This is a genomic window from Paenarthrobacter sp. TYUT067 (genome assembly GCF_023656375.1).
Taxonomy (GTDB): domain Bacteria; phylum Actinomycetota; class Actinomycetes; order Actinomycetales; family Micrococcaceae; genus Arthrobacter.
Genome location: NZ_JAMOIT010000006.1, coordinates 125746 through 144571, shown reverse-complemented (window position 1 = coordinate 144571; position 18826 = coordinate 125746). Strand labels below are relative to the sequence as shown.

Annotated in this window: 17 protein-coding genes and 1 tRNA gene; 2 read left to right on the top strand and 16 right to left on the bottom strand. The window is 61.4% G+C overall.

What is annotated here, in order from left to right; translation table 11 throughout:
- Positions 1-5 precede the first annotated feature (5 nt).
- The 12 genes from MOD31_RS07420 to MOD31_RS07365 all read right to left on the bottom strand — a co-directional run bounded on the left by MOD31_RS07420 (position 6) and on the right by MOD31_RS07365 (position 13219).
- On the bottom strand, positions 6-845 hold the full coding sequence (locus MOD31_RS07420) for a chain-length determining protein (protein WP_223940336.1): 840 nt from the start codon (positions 843-845) through the stop codon (positions 6-8).
- Positions 833-2263 carry an O-antigen ligase gene (locus MOD31_RS07415; RefSeq protein WP_250820214.1) on the bottom strand — a complete coding sequence of 477 codons (1431 nt, stop codon included), beginning with the start codon at positions 2261-2263 and terminating at the stop codon, positions 833-835. Before MOD31_RS07415 ends, MOD31_RS07420 begins: the two co-directional genes overlap by 13 nt.
- A gap of 17 nt (positions 2264-2280) precedes the next feature.
- Positions 2281-3522 carry a glycosyltransferase family 1 protein gene (locus MOD31_RS07410; protein ID WP_250820213.1) on the bottom strand — a complete coding sequence of 414 codons (1242 nt, stop codon included), beginning with the start codon at positions 3520-3522 and terminating at the stop codon, positions 2281-2283.
- Positions 3519-4454, bottom strand: coding sequence for a DUF6492 family protein (locus tag MOD31_RS07405; RefSeq protein ID WP_223940333.1), 936 nt, complete (start codon positions 4452-4454; stop codon positions 3519-3521). The genes MOD31_RS07410 and MOD31_RS07405 overlap by 4 nt, the downstream gene beginning before the upstream one ends.
- Entirely contained in the window at positions 4451-5947 is a 1497-nt protein-coding gene (locus tag MOD31_RS07400) for an oligosaccharide flippase family protein (protein WP_250820212.1), read from the bottom strand. Before MOD31_RS07400 ends, MOD31_RS07405 begins: the two co-directional genes overlap by 4 nt.
- Positions 5944-7008, bottom strand: a complete 1065-nt coding sequence (locus tag MOD31_RS07395; protein ID WP_250820211.1) for a glycosyltransferase family 2 protein — start codon at positions 7006-7008, stop codon at positions 5944-5946. The genes MOD31_RS07400 and MOD31_RS07395 overlap by 4 nt, the downstream gene beginning before the upstream one ends.
- 5 nt (positions 7009-7013) lie before the next feature.
- Complete coding sequence (locus MOD31_RS07390) at positions 7014-7676, bottom strand: acetyltransferase (protein ID WP_142939182.1); 663 nt, start codon at positions 7674-7676, stop codon at positions 7014-7016.
- Positions 7673-8836, bottom strand: a complete 1164-nt coding sequence (locus tag MOD31_RS07385) for a DegT/DnrJ/EryC1/StrS aminotransferase family protein (protein ID WP_142939183.1) — start codon at positions 8834-8836, stop codon at positions 7673-7675. Before MOD31_RS07385 ends, MOD31_RS07390 begins: the two co-directional genes overlap by 4 nt.
- A complete protein-coding gene (locus MOD31_RS07380) occupies positions 8833-9852 on the bottom strand; it encodes an NAD-dependent epimerase/dehydratase family protein (protein ID WP_250820210.1) in 1020 nt (339 codons plus the stop codon). Before MOD31_RS07380 ends, MOD31_RS07385 begins: the two co-directional genes overlap by 4 nt.
- Positions 9849-10958 carry a Gfo/Idh/MocA family protein gene (locus tag MOD31_RS07375; protein ID WP_223940328.1) on the bottom strand — a complete coding sequence of 370 codons (1110 nt, stop codon included), beginning with the start codon at positions 10956-10958 and terminating at the stop codon, positions 9849-9851. Before MOD31_RS07375 ends, MOD31_RS07380 begins: the two co-directional genes overlap by 4 nt.
- Positions 10959-11015: 57 nt before the next feature.
- Positions 11016-12695, bottom strand: coding sequence for a sugar transferase (locus MOD31_RS07370; RefSeq protein ID WP_250820209.1), 1680 nt, complete (start codon positions 12693-12695; stop codon positions 11016-11018).
- A gap of 266 nt (positions 12696-12961) precedes the next feature.
- On the bottom strand, positions 12962-13219 hold the full coding sequence (locus MOD31_RS07365) for a hypothetical protein (protein ID WP_142939187.1): 258 nt from the start codon (positions 13217-13219) through the stop codon (positions 12962-12964).
- Between the two features lie 39 nt (positions 13220-13258).
- Between MOD31_RS07365 and MOD31_RS07360 the strand changes: the two genes are divergently transcribed.
- Positions 13259-13492, top strand: a complete 234-nt coding sequence (locus tag MOD31_RS07360; protein WP_011774832.1) for a DUF5703 family protein — start codon at positions 13259-13261, stop codon at positions 13490-13492.
- A gap of 32 nt (positions 13493-13524) precedes the next feature.
- Here MOD31_RS07360 and MOD31_RS07355 read toward each other — a convergent pair whose 3' ends face one another.
- Both MOD31_RS07355 and MOD31_RS07350 read right to left on the bottom strand, forming a co-directional pair.
- A complete protein-coding gene (locus MOD31_RS07355) occupies positions 13525-14685 on the bottom strand; it encodes an acyl-CoA dehydrogenase family protein (RefSeq protein ID WP_142939188.1) in 1161 nt (386 codons plus the stop codon).
- A gap of 16 nt (positions 14686-14701) precedes the next feature.
- Positions 14702-16006 carry a M20/M25/M40 family metallo-hydrolase gene (locus tag MOD31_RS07350; protein WP_142939189.1) on the bottom strand — a complete coding sequence of 435 codons (1305 nt, stop codon included), beginning with the start codon at positions 16004-16006 and terminating at the stop codon, positions 14702-14704.
- 269 nt (positions 16007-16275) lie between these two features.
- Here MOD31_RS07350 and MOD31_RS07345 point away from each other — a divergent pair.
- A tRNA-Leu gene (locus MOD31_RS07345) sits at positions 16276-16361 on the top strand.
- Between the two features lie 186 nt (positions 16362-16547).
- Here the strand turns inward: MOD31_RS07345 and MOD31_RS07340 are convergent.
- Together MOD31_RS07340 and MOD31_RS07335 are read right to left on the bottom strand one after the other, a co-directional pair.
- Positions 16548-17474, bottom strand: a complete 927-nt coding sequence (locus MOD31_RS07340) for a MaoC/PaaZ C-terminal domain-containing protein (RefSeq protein ID WP_250820208.1) — start codon at positions 17472-17474, stop codon at positions 16548-16550.
- Positions 17471-18823 (bottom strand): 3-oxoacyl-ACP reductase, encoded by a 1353-nt coding sequence (locus tag MOD31_RS07335; RefSeq protein WP_250820207.1) that lies wholly within the window; start codon positions 18821-18823, stop codon positions 17471-17473. The genes MOD31_RS07340 and MOD31_RS07335 overlap by 4 nt, the downstream gene beginning before the upstream one ends.
- Positions 18824-18826 lie beyond the last annotated feature (3 nt).

Here is an 18826-nt window from a genome sequence, read left to right as displayed (position 1 = left end):
AACCGTTAGCGGCTGTTGGTTGGTTGAACAGATGGTGTGGTGGTGGTTCTTCTATCTTCGTGGGGTTCAAGTGGGTGGATTGCCACCAGGGGCTCCGAAATCGGCAGAGCCTTGTCGTCGAAGGTTGGGTCCTTACCCGGCAGTACTAGCGTCGGGTTGCTTTCGGAGATCTTACGCAAGCTGCGCTTGCGGGGATCGTTTTTTGATTTACTCTCCCGATTCCTGGTGGTCTCCACCGCGCGCGCCAGCGAGACTGCGCCAAGTGTGAGAACCAGACCGGCAACCACCACGACGATGACGGACCTCAACCTGCTGGAGAACTGTTCTGTGGCTTTCTCTGGTGAAGCTACGACCAGTGCCGTGAACAGGTATCTATCAGAGGCGCCGTTGATCGCTTGGATGGTCCTTAGGTCTTGCTCCAGGCGCTCCCCCAGCGCCTTGGCGGTGCTGATTGCCTGGGCCTTGTCATCTGAGATTCCGGAGATGTCGATGAGGAAGGCGTCCGAGGGCCGTTCTACCTTGTAGTCCGTGCTGAGCCCTTGTTCTGCAAGGAAATCGCCCGTAGCAACATCGTTCAGACGGGTCACAGCTACCTGCGCTACGAGGGAAGTGTCGGCAGAGCGCAGGTAGGGGTTGTCAGTGTTGAGCAAGCCCAGGGCAGGATCCTTTTCGATCTGTTCCGCCGTTGGTACCTGTGGGGCGACTATGGCGTAGGTGGTGCGGGCTTCGTATGTTCTGGGGGCGTAGGAAAACATGTAGACCGCCGCCACCGCCGTCAGCAACAGGACGGGGAGTACGAAGATTTTGTAACGCCACAGGGTTTTGATGACGGCTACGGGGTCCATGATCTCTCCTTGGGGAGTAGTTTCTTCGTGTTAAGCGGCGGCCGCGTTCGGCCCTCTGTTGCAGCAGGATCTTTTTGATGTTCGAGCTCCCGCCGCACCATGTTCCACGTTCCTCCGGACAGCCCGACGATGAAGGGATAGGCGAGCGCGAAGACCGGGAATGACATGGAGTCGAACGTCAGGGAGCAGATGGCGGCAACGATTCCGGCAGCGGCGACGGCGCCCGCGAAGCATCGAAATGCGGGAAGGCGGGAAGCACGGGCGGCGAGGAGGGCGGATATGCCTGGGAACGTCAGGTAGGCGATCATGCCCACCAGACCCACCAGACCGATGGTGACTGTTGCGTTCAGATATTGGTTGTCGAGGATGTGTATGGCGTTGGTTGGCATGTAGTTTCCCGGACCTACGCCGAAGAACGGATGTTCATCCACCATTGCCGCCACCCGGGGGTAGTTGTTGGTTCGCGTGGTAATGGACGGGTCGCTTTCTCCCGCTGTCAACGATGCTCCCAGAGTGCCCACCAGGCCAGGGACGCCGAGAAACAAGACGGCTACGATCACGGGGGCCGCAACGAAAGCCCAACGCCTGGCAACCCGGGGCAGGAAAGGCAGGAAAACAGCCATACCGGCCAGCAGGCCGAGGATCCCTGAGCGCGAGACTGTTGAGGCGATGGCGAAAACCAAGAGTGCTGTGATGGTCCAATGCACCCATTTCCGGCCCTTTTGATCGTACAGGCTCCGCCATATGGACAGCGGAAGAAGCATTGCGCAGACAACGGCCATCTCGATTGAATGGAAGGTGCTCCCCGAGACACGCATCAACGACCCACGTATCTGGAATGTTGTGTTTCCCCCGTTGTTGGTGAACCCGGGCATCGCCATTTGCAGGAACTGCATGGGATCAACGCGGAAGAAGAATTGAACAGCCGCCACGAGACAGCAAAATGCCGCGCCAGCCAACAGGGCCCGCGTCAAGGCCATGGCTGTGTTCAGCGTCCTTACGGCTTCCGCAGTCACCAGAATGATTCCTGCACTGGCCAGCAGGAGGATCAGCCATCTGTCAGCTGCAGCGCGTGCAGGGCTTTCGCTTCCTCCCGTGTAGCCGGAGTACATGGCCGCATAGGAGGCACATGTTCCCACCCAGAGGAGAACCAAGCCCATGCGGCCGGGATGGCGGGTGTCCAGGGGGTTGGTCAGGCCAAAAAGGACAGAGCACAGCCAAACCGCCAGAAGAAGCAACGCAATCATCAGCGGCAACGTCCCTACAGCTCCCAGCGGTTTGAGCACCATATTGGAGGGAAAGAAGAAGATGGCGAAAGCGGCAAATTTAATCAACAACGGCACGTGTGCGCGGGGGGATAGTCCGCTGACGTTGAGATCATCCAGCCCCGCGGGCGCCGGCGCGGGCTGGAGATTCATGCGATTCCTGGAGATCCTCATAACAACCCCGGACTTCCGGGCTCGTTGGCGCAGGCCAATTCAATAACCCTGGCAAAGTTCTCCCGTGACACTGACCAGTCCAGACGCCCCCGTTGCGCAATGGCCGCCGCGCGTGCGTCTATGTTGGGGGCTTCCACTGCTTGTGCAAGAGCCTCGGCCATCCGGCCGGGGGTTGCCGGAGCCCACACGACGTCGGGGTCCCTCATCACCTGTTCCGAGAACGTCGATTCATTGATGACGGGAACATTGCCGGCAGCCATCAACTCTTCGGGGACAAGGGAGATGTTGGTGTAGGAGATCGCAAGTCCGGCGATGGTGCGGTTGTACAGTCTGTTCAATTCGGCAGGGCTTAGATTGCCGTGGTTGTTCACAGGGATGGACCATCCTGTGATCCTGTCCCCGTATACGTGGATCTCCTGCTCCGGGTGCAAGGAGTGGAACTGCTCCAAGGCCAGCTTGGCCAGGAGGTACCCGCGTCGATCCACAGCACGCTTCGCGTAATAGACCACCCCCTGGCGGGGCGCCTGACGTTCTCCGGCGTCCAACAGTCGGTACGTTGCGGTGTCACAGGCGAAGGGCACCGTCGCGGCGGGTTCCTGGCCTATTTCCGCTTTCATGACGGGGGTGATCATTTCTCCGAGGGCGATGTTGGTGAACCCCAGGCGATAACTGTTCTCAGCGAGCCAATACAACGTTCCCCGGGGGTAGAAGTAGGGCTCGTAGTCCTGGATGAAGTAGAAACCATGCACGTCCGGTCCCCGACGGGTCGCGGCCGCATATGCGGTTGGCCACGAACTTGCGACCACCGCGTCCAAACCGTCGAAACCTTCGGCAACACTTCTGATGCCGGCATCAACGTCCGGCCAGTATTGCCGGATGACGGAGGCGTGACGGGAAACGTCGTCGCTGTTTCGATCGTAGAGATACAGTGTGCAGCGGTGGCCGCGGTCAACCAGGCCCTGGACCATGCGGAAGAAAGTGGTGTGTCCGCCCGAGCCAGGTCCCGGAGGCGTGCACACCCACCCGACGTCAAGGCTGCCCGTTCTGGGACGTGGCTTGTCCACAGTGCCTCGCCTTGCCGCCTCCATAATGTCTTCAGGACGAAGGGGTAGCACAGGCTCATCCAATGCCAGGTTTTCAAGGGCTTTGGCGGCTGTCCTTTGCAGCACCTTCTTAGTGACCGAACGCCAGCCATGCTCTCTGGCGTGGGTAAGAACGCGGCGGTAAATGCTTCTCACTGGAGATCACCCCGTTCGGACCCGAGCGAGGAGTCAAGGTACGACCGCAGCGCACGCCTGCGCACGTCCAGCGGTATCCCGGCCTTGGCGGAGAGCATCACCACATTCTTGTTTTGGGTTGCCCCGCTGAGGAGGCGTTCGATTTCTGCCTGGCTCAGGGGTACCTCGGCGGTGTGGACAATCCCCAGCATTTCGCTGACGGCCGGGACCGTTCCGCCGGAGACTTCATCTACGTAGAGGCCATACAACATCATTTCGGAAAAATGCAGTTGTGCTCCCACTGCTGTGGGCCAGTCCCTACCCGTGACATTTTGGATGTGCTGAAGCATGTTTCTCACTACAGCGGGCTCCCATAGGCACGGCCAGCAAATGTAGTCCGCCAAGTCGGAGGCCGGTGGGGGCGCAAGGCCAAGGAGCCGGCGTGCCGTTACATGCCAGAGTCTGTGCCCTGGAAGGGTGTGATCAACGGCACCGGGAGCGCGGTACAGAGTCACTCGACCGTCCTTGCGGAATGTATCGAGGGTTGTCTCGCGTATAAGGATGCTGTCGGAGTCCAGAAGCAACGCCCCGTCAACATTAAGCCTCGCAACTACTGCCAGTTTGATGATTTGTTGGACGATCCAGCCGCGGATCGGCGGCCAGGGGCGGGCGGAATTGATCCATACATTGACTCCCGGGAGCCTGGTGAAAGACCGCGGAAGAAATTCCCGGGCACCGTGCACCTCTGTCCTGGGCCCGCCAAGGCCGGCGAAAGCATGGAGGTCATGATCCGGCACGATGATGTGGTGAGTGACGCCGGGCGCAGTCATCTCAAGGACGGATCGGTTCAGGTCCAAGCACAACTCCCGGTCAGGCAAATAGCTCGGGGTAACCACTGCCAGATCGGCACCTGGAACCGGGCCTGGACCCATGATCGGCAGGTTCGGAATCATGGCCGACCCTCCATCGCTGGCGTGTTCCCGGGCAGGGGTTGGCCTTTACGGAGCAGGCCACGCACTGTCCGCAGGAGTACTTTGCCCTGCCGGAACGTCAGCAGGGCATAAGCGGATCCGCCCAAGCAGCATCCCAACACGAGTGCCATCACAGGGTCCGTGATGCTGAACGTGGCGATCCGGGCCAAGAATCCCGCAACCATCGCCGCCGCAAGAGGGGCAATACTTCCACGCAACAACTCCCCGGCGCGGACGCCCAGCACTGACGCAAGAACCATGACGTACGTAGGTATGACAATCAGGCAGGCAACAGCCGCGTGGGCCACGCCGGCACCGGCAATCCCCCACCACCGGATACTGAAATACAGCGCGGGTGTGAGGGCAACAAGCCACACCACCTGGACCCAAAAGAGCCATACAGTCCTCCCTGCACCCACGCTCAAGTCGGCAAAGAGTTCCACAAGAATCCGTGCGGCCCCAAAAACGCCGAGGGTCGCCAGCGCGATGCCTGCAGGCGCCCACGTTTGTCCGTAGGCTGTGACCATCAGCGGCTCTGCAAGTGCGATGATCATCGCCGAGATAGGGAACGCGCAATACGAGACCCCCGCAACAAACCGCCCCGCCAATTCCCCAAGGGTGCCCTCGGCGAACAGCCTGCCGAAAGTGGGCACCGCGGTGGCACGGATGACTGCCGTGATCACCGAGCTCGGAAGACCGGCCAAATTGAAGGCCAACAGATAAAGACCCAGGGCGGCCGGGTCCAACATTCGGCCAATGAGGAGGTAATCCATGTTGAGGGTCACAAACACCACCAGGTTGGCCATGGCCAACGGCATGCCCAGGCGCAGGACCTCCTTGGCCACCGCGCGGTCAAAGCCGGGGGCATACCTCCTTGGCGTGATGACCCAATACCCAACCATGGCGAAGAACTGGCCGCCCACCCTGGACCAGGCCAGCGCCATGGCCCCCCACCCATCCAGCGCCATGGGAACAACGAGCACCAGCACTACCGCCACACTGCCAACGTCAACGACAACCCGCGGCTTCTGCAGGAACTCACGCCACACCATGGTGGACGGAACAGCACCAATACCTTGGAACAGGATGGTCAAAGAGAGTACCTGGATCACTGGAGTCGCCGCGGGGTCGTCAAAAGCTGCAGCCAAAGCTGGAGCCAGGAGCACGGCTCCGGCAGTCATCACTGCGCTGGTCACCAAAGAAATGGAGAAAACAGTTGGTCCGATCCTGTCCGGATCCCCGTTGCCCCTGGCCAACGCCGCTGTAGCACCCAGCTCTGCCATGTTCGTGGCGATGGTTTGCACCACAATAGCCACGGCCAGGGCACCGAAATGCTCGGGCGCAATCATCCGGGCCACGATGATGGTGGTGGCGAATTGGACGATCCTGCCGAGGGCCATGTTGACCCCGCCCCACAGCGTGGCGCTCGCGGACCGGGCGCCCAGAGTGCGGTCCGCACCGCTACCGGTCGTCATGAAATTCCTGTCATGGCCCACAAACGCCAGCGGATGCGCTCAAGCTGGCTCCGGACAAACTCGGCAGCACTCGTTGCCGGCCGTGGCCGACCGCCACGTGAGACACGTGTGATCCTGGCCTGAAGCGCGTTCGCCCTATGGACATTCCCCGGGACATCCTGCAGACACTCAATGAACTTACGCAACTCAATGGCAGTTTCCAGCGAGCCGCCACGGATGACTTCCCTTGCCCCCAAATGCGAGGCTTCCTTGCTGAGCGCACCCTTGGCCCGCCGCAACTGGCGAACCCGCTTTTCTGACGTAATCGGAAAACGGACATCTTCAAGAACCCGGAAGGCCTCAAGCCGATGCTGGAGGTCCACCGCCGCCGCAGCGAACTCCGTTTGGTGCATGTTGTTCCCATGAACCCGGTAGAAAGCCTGCACCGGCCCGTTGACCCGCCCAACATCCCAGGAAGCAGCCGCACGCAACCAATACTCCAAGTCCCCCGAATGTGGCAGCGAGGCACTGTAAGCGCCAACACTCAACACCGTCTCGGTCCGCATTACCACCTCGGGGGACAGAATGAAGTTCCGTCCGCGGGCACACGCAAGTGCGAGCCACCGGCTACCCTCCCACACCGTCCACGTGGTGCGCCCATGCAAGGCAACAGGCGGGGGCTGATCAACGAAGTCCTTCGGCAACCCATAAACCATCCCCACGTTCGGGTTGGCCTCCATCAAAGCCACAGCACGCCCCAGTGCACCGGGAGCGATCACATCATCGGCCGAAAGCAGCGTCACGTAACGGCCCCGGGCCCTGGAAAGTCCGTCGTTGTAAGTGGCAATATGCCCTTGGTTCTGCCCATGATGGACCACCGAAACCCGGGGATCCGCTGCGGCAAGCCCCCACGCGATCGCTGCGCTGCCATCCGTGGACGCGTCATCGACCACGATGACGTCCACTTCCACCATCTCCTGCGACAACGCACTATTGACAGCCTCCGGCAGATACCGCCCGTAGTTGTAGCAGGGAATCACCACCGTCACCGTCGGCCGGTTCACCAGGGGCCTGGGCCGCATCACTTTCATTTCACGCCCTCCAGCTCAGGAGAATTACCCCGCCGAATCACCCGGGCCGGCACACCCGCCCAGGTTTCATCCTCAGGAACATCGGCAAGGACAGCGGCCCCCATGCCGATGGTCGCTTTCGCCCCAATGCTCAGGCGCTCGCGGACACTGGCGTTCATTCCGAGGTATGCCGCCCTGCCGATGTGGACGTTTCCTCCGAGCGAGACGCCGGAGGCCAACGTGGCATAGTCGCCGATCACGTCGTCGTGGGTGAAGGTAACCCCCGGCATGGCAACAACATGGTTGCCGATGGTCACGGACGCCGTCATGCTCACGTGGGCGAGGATGATGCTTCCCCGGCCAATCACGCAGCCCTCGGGAACATGCACCGACGGATCTATCGCCGTGGCATAGCGGTCTTCAGCCAAGCCCAAAGCACGGAGCCTCAGCACGACGCTTTCCCGGCCGCTCCCCGTTCCAATGCAAATCAGCAGCAATGCGTGGGGGTAATTCATGGCCTCACGGATCGGACCGAGCACGTGGGCGCCGTCCACGACGCGGCCCAGCTTGTCCTCGTCGTCGTCCAGGATCCCTACGACGTCGAACGGCCCGCTGCTGCGGACCATGGCAAGCACCTCCCGGGCGAGGCCGCTTGCAGCAATGAGAAGTAGCTCGCTCATGGCTGTCCCGCCGCGCGCAGTACGGAGTCGATGACCCTAACTTGGTCGTGCAGTGCAAGTTCGTGGTAAAGCGGGAGGATCAGGGTGTGGTCGGACAACCATTCAGTGACTCCCAGTTCAGCGGCACCTGTATCGGCGCCTGCATAGGCAGGTTGCCGGTGCGCGGCCATGATCCCGCGACGGGCAGATATCCCGTCCGAGGCCAAATGTGCCATCAGAACCTCGCGTCCGACGGGGAAGGCCGGGCCCACCTCAAGCCAGCACGACTGGAAGTTGCTCATGCCGTACTCCGGATCGCTCACCAGGCGGAGACCTTCCACGCCGGCAAAGGCTTGGGCGTAGGTCGCTGCGAGTTCGCGGCGACGCCGGACAACCGCTTCGAGGCGGCTGAGTTGGACGATTCCGACGGCGGCCTGAAGATCGGTCATGCGGTAGTTGAACCCGATTTCGAGGTACTCCTCCGGGGCGGCGAGGAGGCTGGCGTGCCGGTCGGCGGCGGAAACGCTCATTGCATGTTCACGAAGTCGCCGTGCCCTGTCACCGAAGTCCTGGCGCGCAGTGGTGAGCATGCCGCCCTCTCCGGTGGTGAGGATTTTCCGCGGGTGGAATGACCACGCTGACAGCTCCGCGGTGGAACCCACCGGTTGTCCGCGGTAGAGGGAGCCGATGGCGCACGCCGCGTCCTCCACCACAATGATTCCGAGAGGATCGCAGAGTGCCCGGATGGGTTCCAAGTCAACCGGGACTCCGCCCTGGTCAACGGCTATGACCGCTTTGGTGGCAGGAGTCAGTGCAGCTTTGATGGTCGCAGCGGTGACGCAGCCTGTATGAAGATCGACATCGGCAAAAACCGGCCTGGCGCCGACGTATGCAGCAGCATTGGCGGTAGCAATGAAGGAGAAGGACGGCACCACAACGTCGTCACCGGCTCCTACGCCGGCAACAACAAGGGCCAGGTGCAGTGCGGAGGTACAACTCGAGGTTGCGATGGCGAATCCGGCATGCTGGCCAGCTGCAAAAGCGTCCTCGAATTCCCGCACCTTGGGGCCTTGGGCTACCCAGCCGGAGGCGACGACTTCAGCAAGCGCCTGCGCCTCTGCCTCGCCCAGCCATGGCTTCATGACATCAATACGGCCCAGCTGGGTTTCGGAGATAGTCATCGCACACCCACTGCCGGAGCCGTGGGGCGGGCTACCGCGCGGCCTGCGGCGATCTCTTCCCGCAGCGGACGCCACCAGGAGACCAGCGAGCGCAGCCCGTCTTCCAACGCTATGGCGGCCTCGAAGCCCAGGTCCTCGCGTGCTGCCGTGACGTCTGCGAGGCGTCTGGCAACTCCGTTGACAGCCCGTTCCGGGCCGTGTTCCACATCAAGGGGTGAGTCCATGACTTTGAGCAGCGTTTGAGCCAGTTCCGCCAGGCTGGTTTCGGTACCGCTGGCTACGTTGTAGACGCCTTCGCGTACTTCGCTGAGGGCGGCGAGGACATTGGCTCTGGCAACGTCCTCGGTATGGATGAAGTCCATGGTTTGGTCTCCGCTGCCGAAAATCACAGGGGGCAGGCCATCGACTATTCGCTCCATCCAGCGAACCAGGACTTCGGTGTAGAGGCCGTGGACGTCCATGCGGGGCCCGTAGACGTTGAAGTACCTCAGGAGGACGTAGTTCAGGCCTGACATGGCGCGGAAACTCCGGGCCATTCCTTCGTTGAAGGACTTTGCCGCGCCGTAGAAGGTGTCGTTGTTGTGATGATGGTGGGTTTCCTTGGTGGGAAATGCCTCGGCCATGCCGTAAACGGAGGCACTTGATGCTGAGATCAGTTTGTCCACTTTGTGTGTTGCAGCAGCCTCGTAGACGTTGAAGGTCCCGTCCACCAGGACTTCCAAAGCAAGCCGTGGTTCTTCCGCGCATTGGGTGATGCGGATGGCCGCTTGATGGAAGAGGAGGTCCTTGCCCCGGGTGAGATCGTGGACGAGGTCGCGGTCGCGCAGGTCTCCTTCGATCAGCTGCACCCTGCCAGTGGCGAGGGCGTCGCCGAGGTTTGCACGGCGGCCGCGGACGAGGTTGTCGAGCACGTCGACGTGCGCCGCGCCGGCGTCGAGCAGCTGGTCAACCAGCGTCGATCCGATGGTCCCGGCGCCTCCGGTAACCAGCACATGTGCTCCTGGAAGCTCTTTCACCGTACAACCTGGAGGGAGACTTCATTCCCGGCGACAATGGTTGATTGTCCGTCAGTGCTCAAGCTTCGGGTGACGGCTTCGAGCACAGACAGGACGCGGAGCCCGGATTCACCGCTGGTCCGTGGTGTTGTCCGGTTGCGGATGGAGGAGGCAAGTTCGCTTACTACTTGGCCCAGGGGTTCCCGTTCCTGAAGGGCCGGGGACCATGTGTCCCCCAGCCGGTAGGAAATAGCTGAGGTTCGTTTGTCTGCGGCAGACCTGGGTTGGTGCTCCAGGCTGACCCCGCGGTCGTAGACGCTGAGGCGCTGCTGGGGGTTGAGGTCGTCCCACACAAGGGTCCTCTTTGACCCTCCGATGATCATTTGCCGGATTTTGGTGGGACTGAGCCAGTTCACGTGGATATGGACCATGGCGTCGTTGGGCAGACCGAAGGTCAGGTGTCCAACGCAGTCCCTGCCGGTTCCCAGCGGATCCGCGCCGTGGGCGGAAATCTCCGTGGGATGCAGCCCGCCGGGCAGGACGAAGTCCAGGATGGACAGGTCATGCGGTGCCAGGTCCCAGAAAACGTTGACATCCGGTTGGACGAGGCCGAGGTTGATGCGGACGGAGTCGACATACAGGATGTCGCCCAAGGCGCCACTGGCCACCAGCTCCTGAATCTTGAGGACCGCTGGAGTGAAGCAGTAGGTGTGGTCTGCCATGAGGACCAATCCCCGCGCCTTTGCCTCTTCCACCATTTCCAGGCCCTTGGTGCGGCTGTCGGCAAGTGGCTTCTCCACCAGGACGTGTTTGCCTGCGCGCAGGGCTGTCATCACCACTCCATGATGGGTATGCGCGGGAGTCGCTACGGCTACGGCATCCAGATTGTAGGTATCCAACAGCTCGTCCAGGGATTCGACGACGGCCACCCCGCCCACCGTCTCCGCGAGCTTGAGGCCCCGCTCGACGTCGAGGTCGCAGATGGCAACGAGATCCCAGTCCGGGCTGGCTTTAAGGTTCCGGGCAAGATTGGGGCCCCAGTACCCTGCCCCGACCACAGCGATGCGGAGCCTGGGCAACAGCCCGTGGCCGTTCAATTGTCCCGATGGAATGGTTCGTATGGTCATTTCCCACTCTGCTTCTGTGTTGACAGCGCGATTCGTTTGGTGTTGGTCAGCTCTTGGCTAGTAGGCTCCGGTCGGTTGGATCATTGCCCTGAAAGTCCGCCACATGATCATCAGGTCTCCCGCTATGGACCAGTTCTCCACGTAGTAGAGGTCCAGTCGAACGGCCTCGTCCCATGGAAGGTCGGATCGCCCGTTGATCTGCCACAGGCCCGTGATGCCGGGTTTGATGAGGAGCCGGCGGTGTGTATGACGTTCATAGCCGCTCACCTCCTTGGCCAGCGGCGGCCGGGGCCCCACCAGGCTCATATTGCCCACCAGGACATTCCAGAACTGTGGCAGTTCATCCAGGGAATACTTACGCATCCAACGCCCGCACCGGGTGATACGCGGATCCCCGCGGATCTTGAACAGGACGCCCGCGCCCTCGTCCTGGGTAGTGAGCTCCTCCAAGCGGGATTCGGCGTCCACCACCATGGACCGGAACTTGAGCATGTGGAAGGTGCTGCCTCGCCGGCCAACCCGCTCCTGGCGAAAAAGGACGGGCCCGGGGCTGTCGTGGTTAACTATGGCGGCCAGGAGCAGCAGGACCGGTGACAGGACCAGCAATGCCGACGCCGAAACCGTAATGTCCATCAACCTCTTCAGAGTGTGCTTCCCCCCGGAGTAGTGCGGGATGTCCACGTGCATCAGTGGAAGTCCCTCCACCGGCCGCCAGTGGATGCGGGGGCCGGCTACGTTGGTCAGGGCGGCCGCTAGGACAAGTTCTGCCGCGTTTTCCTCCAGCCGCCATCCGAGCTCCTGAATGAATTGGTTTCCCCCGGGCACGGGGCCAGCCACAATGACCGCGTTGGCACCTGTCTGCCGGACGGTGTCGGCAATACCGTAGATCGATGACAGGACGGGGACGCGACGTTCGTCAACCTTCAGGACCGCACCGCGACGGGCGCCCGGGAGGCATGCTCCGAGGATGTCGTAGGCGGTGCCGGACTTTCGGTTGATCTGTTTGATGACGTACCGGACATCCTGGGGTTCGCCAACAACGATTGCACGGGAAAGGCAGCGTCCACGGGACTTCTCGTGACTCAGCCATCGGCGGAAACTCCACCTGCTGCCGGTGAGCGCCACCAGGCCAAGCGGCAAGGAAACGATGACAAATGAACTCACGGCATCAATACGGAAAACCACGGCCACAATGCCCAGGAAACCAAAGACGCGGAAACTGGCTGACAGAACGCGCTTGTATTCCTCCGGCCCAACGCCAAGGACCTTAGGATCGCGGGTGCGGTAGACCTCCAGCGAACCCAACCAAAGGAGTCCAAGTATCAGCCCCAACACCAGGTGCCGTGAGTAGCCTGGGCTTTGGGCGGCAAGGGACAGACCACCGGTGTTGAGAACAAAGCCGGCGAAGACCGCAGCAGCGACCAACGCGGTGTCTGTCATGCGGAGACTGTTGGTAAGCGAGTGCGCCCAATCGTCACCGCCCCGGGCGGTGGACTTATCTTTCGGCCCTCTGCGGGTGACTGGCGGCACGAAATCCAGGGTGACCTCGGACCTTGGTGCCGCCAGTCCCGCCTTTTCAGCCCGTTGTGCAGCAACGGACTTGTCAATCCAGGGAGACGCCGGCGGATTGACGTCGACGATGGCAGTTTTTGCTGGAAAGACTGAATGCGCTGAGGCACGGTCCGCACCCTGGGGTGCCGCTACCTTGCCCGTACGCAAGACTGGAACTTTCACCATGTCAGCCTTCTTCGCAGACCTGCCATTGCCTACATATCAGTGAAGCGGCGGCTCTGTGGTGACGCACCAGTAGTCGGTACTCAAGTTTGCGCAGTATTACCCATCACGCCTACGTGCGAGTACCTATCCGGGGAGGACGGGACTACGTGTTTTTGGTGTCATTCCCTATGGCGCGAACGGCAGAAATCCAGGCGGGAGTGGGATCTTTTGACGCCGGGAGGGGCATAAAAAACCGGCCACCCAAGGTGGCCGGTTCATGAGGGTGTTCAGTCCTCCACGATTTCCAAATCTTCGTCCAGGACATCGTCGTCTTCTTCATCCTCGTCATCGAAGACCTGCAGCGGAGTAACCTCGGAGTAGGCCTCGTACAGCGCATCTTCATAGACCTCAAAGGCATCAGCGACGGCGAAAAAGGCCGACTCAACGTTGGGGTCACCTTCACCTCTCCGAGCCGATGCGGCGGCCAGATGTTCTTCCAGGGCGGCGGTCAGTGATTGAAGCGCGACACGCGGATCGATGCTCATGACTTCACGTTAGCCGGAAAAAGACGAAAATGGAGAGGGATGAGAGAACAATTTCCAGGCAGCTCCGTAGAGCGCCAACGAGACTATGCACGTCAGTACGAATACCTCGTTCTGACGGTGGGGCCTGACGATTCCTTGCCGGACGCCCGGCGCCGGCTGGCCGAACATTCCGAATACGGCAAGTGGGAACTCGAACGCAGCGTGCTTTACCTGGGAGGCGGGCGGCGCTTCTGGCTTCGCCGCAAGGTCTACTCCGTGCAGCGAACCGTCTGAACCCTGCGACACCACCGGCCGGGTTGATGCAGCTAGTCCTCCAGCGGCCCCAACCATGCATTTGCCACAGTGTTATGGGCGGATTCGTCGTTGGAAGGATGGAAGATTCCCGCCAGGACATCCCTGTAAAGGCGCTCCATCTCGGAACCGCGGAAGTAGCTGGATCCTCCTGTCACCCGAATGGCCAAATCCACCACGTGGCGTGCGTTTTCCGTTGCCCGGGACTTGAGTCCCACAAGTTTGGGGAACCACTGGGCTCCGTGGTCCACCAGGTTGTCCACATCCCTGGCCAGGGACGAGATTTGCGGGGAAATGCCGTCCATCGCCAAGGCGGCATCGGCCACCTTCCAACGGATATCGGGATCCTGGGCGTAGCTCCGGCCACCGTGCTTCGCCGAAACCCTGCGCTTGACGTTCGCTACCCCAAGGGTGAACGCACGCTCGGCAACACCGGTATACACAGCGGCGAGCAACGTCTCAAAGCACGCGAAAATCGCGAAGAACAGCAGGTCCTTACCGGGACCCACCGGCAGTTTGCGGAAGATCCGCTCCGGCGGAACAACAGCACCGTGCAGGAGGGTGGTGTTGGACGCGCTGGCACGCATTCCCAGGGTGTCCCAGTCGCTCAGTGTTTCGTGGCCCGGCTCATCTCGCCTGAGAAAGCCGAAGACCAGCTCCCCTGCACCGTCCCGGGCGTCGGCATCCTTGCCGAAGGTTCCCAGCCGGGTCCAGCCACGGGAGAGGCTGGTAAAGATCTTCCTGCCCGTGAACCGGTAACTTCCGTCCGGCAGCGGCTCGGCAACCGTGCCGGAATCGAACAGCATGGAGTCGTTGCCGGCCTCGGAAATGCCGAACGCAAAAATCTCACCCTGCCCCGCCTCCTTCAACACGAAATCCAATGACGTGTCCCCGCGCGCGGTCATGACCTGCGCGACTCCGGTCCAGACCAGGTGCATATTGACGGCCAATGCCGTTGCGGGCGCGGCCGTGGCGAGACGCTGCTGCAACGCAGCCACCGCTTCGAGCCCGAGCCCAAAACCGCCGTCGGCCTCTGGCACGAACAGCTTGAGGTAACCGGCAGCGGCCAGTTCATCAAGGTCTTCGTGGAAGAACTGGTTGTTGTCGTCGTAGCCTGCCGCGCGGCCACGGAGCCGTTCAAGCAGTTCGTCGGGAAGGATTTCTTCGGGACTCACGGCGGGGACCTCCTCGTTAGTAGTTGCTTAGCAGGGTGTTCAGGACCCGTGCGCCGAACTGGAGGGACTCGGCCGGCACGCGCTCGTCAACCCCGTGGAACATTCCCGTAAAGTCGAGCTCGTCGGGCAGCATCAGCGGGGCGAAACCATAACCGGTGATACCAATCTTGCTCAACGACTTATTGTCGGTGCCCCCTGAGAGTGTGTAGGGAAGGACTTTCGCGCCCGGATCTTCAGTGTGCAGGGCATCGATCATGGAATCCACCAGGTTCCCTGCAAAGGGCACTTCCAAGGAAACATCCTTGTTGACATAGCTGATGTCGATGCCGTCGCCGGCGAGTTCCTTGATGGTCTCGAACACCAACTCCTGCTGGCCCGGCAGCGTGCGGCAGTCAACGAACGCCTCGGCTGACTCCGGGATGACGTTGTGCTTGTAACCGGAGCGCAGGTACGTGGGATTGGAAGTGTTCTGAAGGGTGGCGCCGACGAAGCGAGCTACAGTACCAAGCTCCTTGAGGAGGATGTCCGGGTTGTCGGCGTCGAACTCGACGCCGGTCAGTTCAGTCACGCCGTCCAGGAACTGTCGAGTGGTGGGTGTCAGTTCCACGGGCCACTTGTATTCCCCGATCCGGGTGACGGCCCCTGCCAACCGGGTGACAGCATTGTCAGTATTGATTTGAGAGCCGTGGCCCGCCCTGCCATGCGCAACCAAACGCAACCATGACAATCCCTTCTCAGCGGTCTGCAGCAGGTAAGTCCGCTGGCCACCGATCGTGGCGGAGAATCCACCCACTTCCGAGATCGCCTCGGTGGCCCCGTCGAAAAGTTCACGTCGGTGTTCGACGGCGTAGCGCGCCCCGTAGGTGCCGCCGGCCTCTTCGTCGGCGAAGAAAGCAAAAATGATGTCGCGCTTTGGCTTGCGGCCCGTCCGGGCGAAGTTGCGCATGACTGAAAGGATCATGGCATCCATGTCCTTCATGTCTACGGCGCCGCGCCCCCAGATCAGTCCGTCCTTCAGTTCGCCGCTGAAGGGGTCAACGCTCCATTGATCCTTGAGGGCGGGAACGACGTCCAAGTGACCGTGAACTACCAGCGCGTCGGCTGAAGGATCCTCCCCGGCCATGCGGGTTATCACGTTCGCGCGGCCCGGGGCCGACTCGAAAATCTCGGCTTCGAGGCCGACTTCGGTGATCAGGCCGGCCGTGTACTCTGCTGCTGCCCGCTCACCCGGGCCGGTTTCGTCGCCGAAGTTGGAGGAGTCAATCCTGATGAGTTCCTGGCAGATCCGGACAACTTCATCTTCAGGGCGGATGACAGACATGGAAACTCTCCTTGCGTGGCTGGGCTGCAGGTTCCGGCGACGCACGCTGCGGTCTTCGCGGCATCTGGCGTCCCTTGTTCCATCAGCCTACCCATCAGCGGTTGCCGGCGTCCGGAATATTCGCCGTGGCAAAGGCCTGAGATGATGACACCCGCGCCCGGACCAGGGCCGATTTTTCAGCGACCTGAAACCGTGTTAGAGTTTTTCTCGCTGCTTCGGAGGAAAGTAAAGCACCGGAAGGTGCCCAACAAACCATCTGAACACCACCTGCGCGGGTGGCGGAATGGCAGACGCGCTAGCTTGAGGTGCTAGTCCTCGAAAGGGGGTGGGGGTTCAAGTCCCCCTCCGCGCACCATCGCAAGGCCTGGAATCTATGGATTTCGGGCCTTGTTTTGTTTGTATGAAGACAACCATGCGAGACAATGCGAGTTTCATCACAACTGTTTCTTTAGTTGTCATTAATGAACAGTTTCTTTAGTTGCCGTTAACGAACAATGGCGGCGGGCACCTGGTGGTGGCCGCCGCCGTTGTTGCTGGTGGATCATGGCAAGGCAGTAACGCTTCCGGTGAAGTGCCGCCTGCCGCTGCGGGGATTCCACGCCACGTAGTCCGAGCGTTCCCAATGCCCCGAATCCGCCTGCAGCGTGGTGATGTCCAAGGCAACCCGCGCTGGAAGGAAGACCGGGGCTTCGAATGAGACATTCCAGGCAAATGAGTCCGCCTTGACGGCTCCGACGTCGGCCAGCGCACGGGAGGCCAGGTACATGCCGTGGGCAATGGATCCCCGCAACCCCAAAGCCTTCGCCGAAAGCACACTTAAGTGGATCGGATTGAAGTCGCCGGAAACCGCGGCGTAGCTTCGGCCGGTGTCCAGGTTAAGTTGCCACAGAGCGGTGGGATGCGGAGGGACAAAATCGCTGGCATCCAAGGCACCGTTCGGACTGCCCGCTTTGTCGATACCCGGCAGGAAGACACCCTTGGCCAAATAGGTTGAAACGCCCCGCCACAGCAAATCATCGCTGGAACCCGCACGGACTTCGGAAACTACGTCCAGCTGGGTTCCTGCTCTATGCCCGGCAAGATTCTGCGCCCAGGATCGGATGTCCAGTTCCTGGGCGAACTGAATGGGAGCCAGCTGTGCAATGCGGTTTTTCAGGTGGATCATGCCAAGAAGCGGCAGCGGAAAATCCTCGCGGTTCATGACGCTCATGGACACAGGAAATGCCAAAGCATGCACGTAGCCGGCGGGGAGGGTATCACTGGCTGTCTCCCCCAGCAGATGTTGGTAGGCGGTGAGGTTCTCGACGTCGGCCCGCACTCCCCTGACCTCGTGGCTGACAGCTGGAAGCCGCTTCTTGCCGGTGGAGGATCCAAGGACCCGACGGCGGGCTGCCGCGGCCGCTGCATTGACGTACAGCTTGGACAAGGACGGCAGTTCGCCCAGGACAACTGGCTGCGGATGGTTCATGCTCCCACCAGTTGCTGCCCGCATACGCGCAGTACTTCTCCGGAGATTCCGCCGGCAGCGTCGCTTGCCAGGAAGGCGATGGCCTCGGCCACATCCTGGGGCTGGCCCCCCTGCTTGAGGGAGTTGAGCCTGCGGGCGGCCTCACGGATCGCGAAGGGCATTTTTGCCGTCATCTCGGTTTCAATGAAACCAGGAGCTACGGCGTTGATTGTCCCGCCGAAAGGTTCCATCAGGGCCGCTGTGGACCTGACCATCCCTATGACGCCACCCTTGGACGCGCCGTAGTTGGTCTGCCCCCTATTTCCAGCGATGCCGCTGGTGGAAGCAACCGAGACGATGCGCGGTGATTCCTTGAAATGCTCCGATGCCAGAAGGGCTTCGTTAATCCTCAGTTGGGCGGCGATGTTGACCGCGATGACTGACTGCCAGCGGCCCTCGTCCATGTTGGCCAGCAGCCTGTCACGGGTGATTCCTGCGTTGTGGACCACGATGTCGAGCCGGCCATGGCGTTCCACCGCGTGTTCGATGATCCGGTGTCCTGCGTCATCCAGGCTGATATCAAGCTGCAGGGCGGTCCCGCGTACTTCGTTGGCTACTGCTGCCAGATGATCCCCGGCTGCCGGGATGTCCACAGCTACCACCTTGGCTCCGTCGCGGTGCAGGGTTCTGGCGATTGCTGCACCAATGCCGCGGGCCGCGCCTGTAACAACTGCTACTTTGCCGGCGAGTGGCTTGTAGGCGTCGTTCGGCAAGCTGCCGGACGTTGAGCGGACGGTGATGAACTGTCCGTCCACGTAGGCGGATCGGCCTGAGAGGAAGAACCTTAGCGCCCCCAGTGCTGAGGGACTGGTTGTTGCCAGATGCTCGTCCAAGTGCTCGTCCAGGAGAATGCCGTTGGCTGTGGCGCCCGCCCGCAGTTCCTTGGCAAGGGAGCGCAACATCCCATCAATGCCCTGCCGCGCAGCAGCCGATCCCGGGTTACGGGCTGACTGCGATGTCCGGGAGATAGTGATGACACGACCGTTGGGCGATAGGTCCCGCAAGGAAGCGGCCGCGGTCAGTACTGGTTTGCCCAGGTCCTCGGGGTGCTGGACGGCATCAAGGACCAGGATGATAGCCCCCAGCTTTTCCTTAGGCAACGCGTTGCGCCTGACGTCCAAACCCCATCCAAGCATTGTGGTGGCAAGGTCATCTGCGCCGGCGCTGTCGCCGCTTACCAGGACCGGACCGGTAACGAGGGGTGCGCCGGGTTCGTGGCGTCGAAGAACCACCGGTTGAGGCAGACCGAGCTTCTTGGCCACGTCCTTCCCTAGTCCCTGACTTACAAGCTGTGTGTACTTATCAGTCATCGC

What these genes read in the sequence shown, in the direction of transcription:
- MOD31_RS07420 (WP_223940336.1), bottom strand. Translation starts at nt 845, where the DNA reads ATGGACCCCGTAGCCGTCATCAAAACCCTGTGGCGTTACAAAATCTTC.
- MOD31_RS07415 (WP_250820214.1), bottom strand. Translation starts at nt 2,263, where the DNA reads ATGAATCTCCAGCCCGCGCCGGCGCCCGCGGGGCTGGATGATCTCAAC.
- MOD31_RS07405 (WP_223940333.1), bottom strand. Translation starts at nt 4,454, where the DNA reads ATGATTCCGAACCTGCCGATCATGGGTCCAGGCCCGGTTCCAGGTGCC.
- MOD31_RS07400 (WP_250820212.1), bottom strand. Translation starts at nt 5,947, where the DNA reads ATGACGACCGGTAGCGGTGCGGACCGCACTCTGGGCGCCCGGTCCGCG.
- MOD31_RS07395 (WP_250820211.1), bottom strand. Translation starts at nt 7,008, where the DNA reads ATGCGGCCCAGGCCCCTGGTGAACCGGCCGACGGTGACGGTGGTGATT.
- MOD31_RS07390 (WP_142939182.1), bottom strand. Translation starts at nt 7,676, where the DNA reads ATGAGCGAGCTACTTCTCATTGCTGCAAGCGGCCTCGCCCGGGAGGTG.
- MOD31_RS07385 (WP_142939183.1), bottom strand. Translation starts at nt 8,836, where the DNA reads ATGACTATCTCCGAAACCCAGCTGGGCCGTATTGATGTCATGAAGCCA.
- MOD31_RS07375 (WP_223940328.1), bottom strand. Translation starts at nt 10,958, where the DNA reads ATGACCATACGAACCATTCCATCGGGACAATTGAACGGCCACGGGCTG.
- MOD31_RS07370 (WP_250820209.1), bottom strand. Translation starts at nt 12,695, where the DNA reads ATGGTGAAAGTTCCAGTCTTGCGTACGGGCAAGGTAGCGGCACCCCAG.
- MOD31_RS07365 (WP_142939187.1), bottom strand. Translation starts at nt 13,219, where the DNA reads ATGAGCATCGATCCGCGTGTCGCGCTTCAATCACTGACCGCCGCCCTG.
- MOD31_RS07360 (WP_011774832.1), top strand. Translation starts at nt 13,259, where the DNA reads ATGAGAGAACAATTTCCAGGCAGCTCCGTAGAGCGCCAACGAGACTAT.
- MOD31_RS07350 (WP_142939189.1), bottom strand. Translation starts at nt 16,006, where the DNA reads ATGTCTGTCATCCGCCCTGAAGATGAAGTTGTCCGGATCTGCCAGGAA.
- MOD31_RS07340 (WP_250820208.1), bottom strand. Translation starts at nt 17,474, where the DNA reads ATGAACCATCCGCAGCCAGTTGTCCTGGGCGAACTGCCGTCCTTGTCC.
- MOD31_RS07335 (WP_250820207.1), bottom strand. Translation starts at nt 18,823, where the DNA reads ATGACTGATAAGTACACACAGCTTGTAAGTCAGGGACTAGGGAAGGAC.